Consider the following 4,727-nt stretch of genomic DNA (forward strand, 5'->3'; position numbering starts at 1 on the left):
CCTCCCCCTCCGCACCACGACGGAGACGACCCGCCCCCTGGGCGCACGCCCCGCCGCGGGCACCGCTCCGCAGCGCGTGCTGTTGGTGGATGACAGCCGCTCCATCCGCACGCTGCTGAAGATCTACCTGATGGCTCGCAACTTCGAGTTCCTCGAAGCGGAGTCCGCCGAGGAAGGCCTCAAGGTGTCGGAGGCGGAGCCGGTGGACCTGGTCCTCACGGACTTCCACATGGATGGGATGAACGGCGCGGACTTCGCCGCGCAGATTCGCGCCAGCGCCAACCCGAGGCTGGCCAAGGTGCCCATCCTGATGATGACGGGCGACCCGAACGTGGCGGAGGTGCGCGCGCTGGGACAGAAGGCCGGCATCAGCGCCTTTGTCCGCAAGCCGGTGAGCTGCGCGCAGCTCATGACGCTGGTGGACACCATCCTCCCGCTGCCGCGCAAGTAGCGCGCCGCGCCCCGCTGGGCGCCGCTTCACTCACGCCGGGTTCCGGGCCGCCGCGGCGGCGCGGGCCCGGCGTTTTCGCAGGGCCTCACCCACGCGGATGGCCAGCAGCAGCGCCAGTACCGCGCCGTAGATGAGCGGCTCGGTGACGTCCTTCTTCACGCGCCACACGAAGTGCACCACGCCCAGCGCCGCGGCCACGTAGGCCAGCCGGTGCAGCCGCTGCCAGCGCGGAAACCCCAGCCGCCGCACCCACCGCTGGGTGGACGTCACGGCCAGCGGCACCAGCAGCACCAGCGCGGCGAAGCCCACGGTGATGAAGGGGCGCTCGGTGACGTCCGCCCACAGCGTGCCCCACGCCAGCCCCTGGTCCAGCACCGCGTACACGAGGAAGTGCGCCGCCGCGTAGGTGAAGGCCAGCAGGCCCAACGTGCGGCGCACGCGCGCGGGCCACGTCCACCCCGCCACCAGCCGCAGCGGCGTGCACGCCAGCGAGGCCAGCAGCAGCACCAGCGCCAACAGCCCCGTCTGGTGGAGCGCGGCTTCAATCGCGTTGGGCCCCAGCTCGCCCCGGGGGCCCTGGACGGCGAGCATCAGCAGCGGCGACAGGCCGCCCACGACGAGCGCGGGGTTGAGCCAGGGGTATGGAGACGAGGCCATGGCGCGGGGACTCAGTAGAACCGGCGCAGGTCCATGCCGGTGTAGAGGTGGGCCACCTGCTCCGCGTAGCCATTGAAGGGCAGCGTGGGGCGGCGCTCGAAGTCGCCGATGCGGCGCTCGCTGGCCTGGCTCCAGCGCGGATGGGGCACTGCGGGATTCACGTTGGCATAGAAGCCGTACTCGCGCGGCGCGGACAACCGCCACGTCGTCATGGGCTCCTCCCGCGTGAGGGTGATGCGGACAATGGACTTGATGCCCTTGAAGCCATACTTCCACGGCACCACCAGCCGCAGCGGCGCGCCGTTCTGGTTGGGCAGCTGCCGGCCGTAGAGCCCCGTGGCCATGAGCGTGAGCGGGTTCATCGCCTCGTCCAGGCGCAGGCCTTCCGTGTACGGCCAGTCCAGCAGGGCGCGGCGCTGGCCCGGCATCTGCTCCGGGTCCAGCAGCGTGGTGAAGGCGACGTACTTCGCCTGGCGGGTGGGCTCCACGCGCTGGAGCAGCGCCGCCAGCGGGAAGCCCAGCCACGGAATCACCATGGACCAGGCCTCCACGCAGCGCATGCGGTAGACGCGCTCCTCCAGGGAGAACCAGGACGTGAGCTGCTCCACGTCCACCGTCCGCGGCTGGTGCACCTCGCCGTCGATGACGACGCTCCACGGCCTGGGCTTCAGCGTGTGCGCGAAGCGGGCCGGGTCGTTCTTGTCGAAGCCGAACTCGTAGAAGTTGTTGTAGGTGGTGACGTCCTCGTAGGGCGTGCGCGGCTCGTCCGTGTCGAAGGGGCCCATCGCCTTCGCCACCGGCTGCTCCACCAGGCCCGCGTCCGGGACGAAGCGGTCCATGGGGCGCGTCTGCTTGCGGCCCAGCAGGTGCAGCCCTCCGGCGACGGCGACGGCCGTGCCCGCGAAGAGGCCCGCGTTCTTCAGCAGCTCGCGCCGGCGCAGGTACGTCTTCTCGGGGGTGACTTCGGAGCTGGGCGGCTCGGCGGGCGGCTTGTCACGCATGGCCCCTGTATAACGGCCCAGGCCGCCCGTGCGTTACCGGGCAGTGCCTTCCTGTCCCGGGAGCGTCCCGGCGCCCTGCGCCAGCGCGGCCTCCCGGGCACGGGCGTCCTTCAGGCGCCACAGCCGCCACCAGGGCGTGCCCGGGGACTCATGGTGCTCCCAGTGGTAGCCGAAGAAGAAGCACGACAGCAGGGCCCACAGGTGGTTGCGCGGCAGGGTGCGCGCGTGGTGCGGGGCCATGTCCGGCGTCTCCGGGCGCCGGTGCGGCAGGTAGGTGCCGAAGTAGAAGAGCTGCAACGTGCCCAGCACCGAGGGCAGCACCCAGAAGGCGAGGATGTGCGGCTGGGAGACGCCCAGGAAGAGCAGCACGTTGAACTTGGCCGCCATCACCCCAAGCTGGGGCAGCGTGGTGTAGCGGGCCATGAAGGTGCCCAGCCACGGCCAGAAGGACTGGCTGTGCGTGGAGAAGTCCGGGTCCTCCTCGCTCGTGGGCCGCACATGGTGGGCACGGTGGTTCACCACCAGCCGCCGGTAGGACAGCCCCGCGAAGAGGAAGCAGGCGACCGTGCCCACGGCCTCGTTCACCCAGCGCCGGCCAGACACCGTGCCGTGCATGGCGTCGTGGCCGGTGATGAAGAGCCCCGTGCACAGCCAGGCCTGGAGGGCGACGTGCAGCCAGGTGAGCGGCTCCACCCATGGCAGCTCCGCCCGGGTCAGCGCCCAGGCCAGGTGCCCGCCCCACGCGCCCATGACGACGAGCGCGATGACGACGCCCCAGGGACCGGGCGGCGCTGGACGGAGTTGGCGGGCGGAAGTCTCCATCTCTCCTGCTTTCTGGCCATCGCCAGCTCGCCGCGCACGGGAAAAGCCCAGGCGGCGGGGCGGGGCAACGGACCGGTGGCTACTTCTTCACGTCGCGGACCAGCTCCTCCGCGGTGACGTAGCGCGGCGCGATGTCCACCGGCACGTCCTTGAGGCGCTCCAGCACGCGCTGCACGGGCGGGCGCACCACGCCGTGCTTCGCCAGCAGCGCCTCGGCGGCCTTCCGGTCGCCGCGGCCCTGAAGCTCCATGAGCTGCTTCGTCAGCGAGGTGACGGCCGGCTTCATCTTCGCCGGCACCACGGAGAAGGTGCCGTCCGCGTTCACCTTCACCGCGCCGGTGTCCAGGAAGTGGTTGAGCTGCACGGCGATGCCCTTGCCGTGCGCCTCGTCCACGCCGAAGCGGATGGAGCGGAACGCGGAGGCCAGGAACGTCGTGTACATGGTGCGCTCCAGCGACTTGTCGATGACGCCGGTGTCCACCAGGCGCTGGAGCGCCCACAGGCCGGAGATGTCCGCCTTCGCCTCTTCGATGGCGCTGGAGGCCGCCTGGAGTTCCTTGCGCACGGTGGTGGCCTTGCCGCCCACGGTGATGTTGCTGGGCCCCAGGCCGTGCATCAGCTCATGCATCAGGATGTGCGTGAAGAAGGCCTCGAAGGAGACGTCCTTCTGGTCCGCCGGGGTGAGGGCCACCTTGGCGATGGGCAGCAGCACGCGCTCGAACTTGGCCTCCTGCACGTTCTTCAGCATCACGCGCTTGGAGCCCATCTTCTCCGACACCCGCTCGTCGTTGGGCAGGTTGAAGGCGGCCGTCTGCACGCCCCGGTTGCCGTCACCGGAGGAGAACAGGCTGTTGATGACGCGGATGGGCGCCAGCGCCCCCAGCTTCGGGTTGCGCAGCTTCGGGTCGATGGGGAGGTGGTCCTCCAGCCCCTGGAGCTGCCCGCTGAACTTCGCCAGCTTCTGCGTCTCCGCGTCGTCGCGCAGGCCCACGAAGGCCTCGAAGGCGGCCTTGTAGTTGAACCACTCGTCCTCGTAGACCTCGTAGGGCCCGATGGTGGGCTCGATGCTGGCGTCCAGCTTCATCCACGCCACCTCGCTGGCGTAGTAGTCGTTGGACAGGAACGCGTCCGCGCGCGAGGTGAGGAACGCCTTCAGCGTGGGCTGCCGGGTGAGCGCGGCGGCCTCGCGCAAGAGCGCGGCGGCCTGGGCCAGCTCGCCCTGGTACTCCACGCTGTAGGGCACCGCGATGAAGCCGCCGTCCGTGCCGCGGCGGATGGTGGTGTAGAAGCCGGTGGCCTCCTTCTGCCGCGCCTCGGGCAGCGACTTCACCCACGCCTCCACCTGCGCCTGGGTGGCGCCGGCCGGATAGAAGTTCGCGGACGCGGGCTTGGCCGGCACGCCGGGGAGGAAAGGCCGCGCCTCGTCGAGGCTGCTCCAGGGCCCCTTGTCCAACAGGAACGCCTGCAGCCGCGCGCGGCCCAGCGGCGTCGTATCCCCGACCAGGTCCAGCAGCAGCGGCTCGTTGCCCGCCCACCGCTGACGCAGGAAGAGCGCGTCCATCAGCTTCGAGGCCTGGACGATGCGAGCCAGGGCGCGGCGCTCGGACTCCGGCAGCGCCTTCAGGTCCACCCGGAGCTCCACGGGGGCGAAGCGCGCCGTCAGGCGCTGGAGCTCCGCGGCATCCGGGAACCGGGCGGGGGGCGTCTTCTCCGCGGCGGTGGCGGCGCTCGACAGCAGCGCCGCGCCGAGCAGGGACAGGAGGGTACGGTTCATGTCCCCTTCCCTACTCCAACCC

The 4,727-nt window shown here is 70.8% G+C and carries 5 protein-coding genes; 1 reads left to right on the forward strand and 4 read right to left on the reverse strand.

Going from position 1 to position 4,727, the window contains the following annotated elements:
• On the forward strand, positions 1–451 hold a 451-nt coding region (locus tag HV824_RS34860), incomplete at its 5' end, for a response regulator (protein ID WP_176425197.1).
• Between the two features lie 30 nt (positions 452–481).
• Here the strand turns inward: HV824_RS34860 and HV824_RS34865 are convergent.
• The 4 genes from HV824_RS34865 to HV824_RS34880 form a co-directional block, all read right to left on the reverse strand.
• Positions 482–1,108 (reverse strand): sulfite oxidase heme-binding subunit YedZ, encoded by a 627-nt coding sequence (locus tag HV824_RS34865; protein ID WP_176419352.1) that lies wholly within the window; start codon positions 1,106–1,108, stop codon positions 482–484.
• Between the two features lie 11 nt (positions 1,109–1,119).
• Positions 1,120–2,109 carry a protein-methionine-sulfoxide reductase catalytic subunit MsrP gene (msrP, locus tag HV824_RS34870; protein ID WP_176419353.1) on the reverse strand — a complete coding sequence of 330 codons (990 nt, stop codon included), beginning with the start codon at positions 2,107–2,109 and terminating at the stop codon, positions 1,120–1,122.
• A 33-nt stretch (positions 2,110–2,142) separates the two neighbouring features.
• Positions 2,143–2,931, reverse strand: coding sequence for a fatty acid desaturase (locus HV824_RS34875; RefSeq protein WP_176419354.1), 789 nt, complete (start codon positions 2,929–2,931; stop codon positions 2,143–2,145).
• A 79-nt stretch (positions 2,932–3,010) separates the two neighbouring features.
• Positions 3,011–4,705 carry a hypothetical protein gene (locus HV824_RS34880; protein ID WP_176425198.1) on the reverse strand — a complete coding sequence of 565 codons (1,695 nt, stop codon included), beginning with the start codon at positions 4,703–4,705 and terminating at the stop codon, positions 3,011–3,013.
• Positions 4,706–4,727: the final 22 nt, after the last annotated feature.

This window comes from Myxococcus sp. AM009 (assembly GCF_013372605.1).
Classification (GTDB): Bacteria; Myxococcota; Myxococcia; order Myxococcales; family Myxococcaceae; genus Myxococcus; species Myxococcus vastator.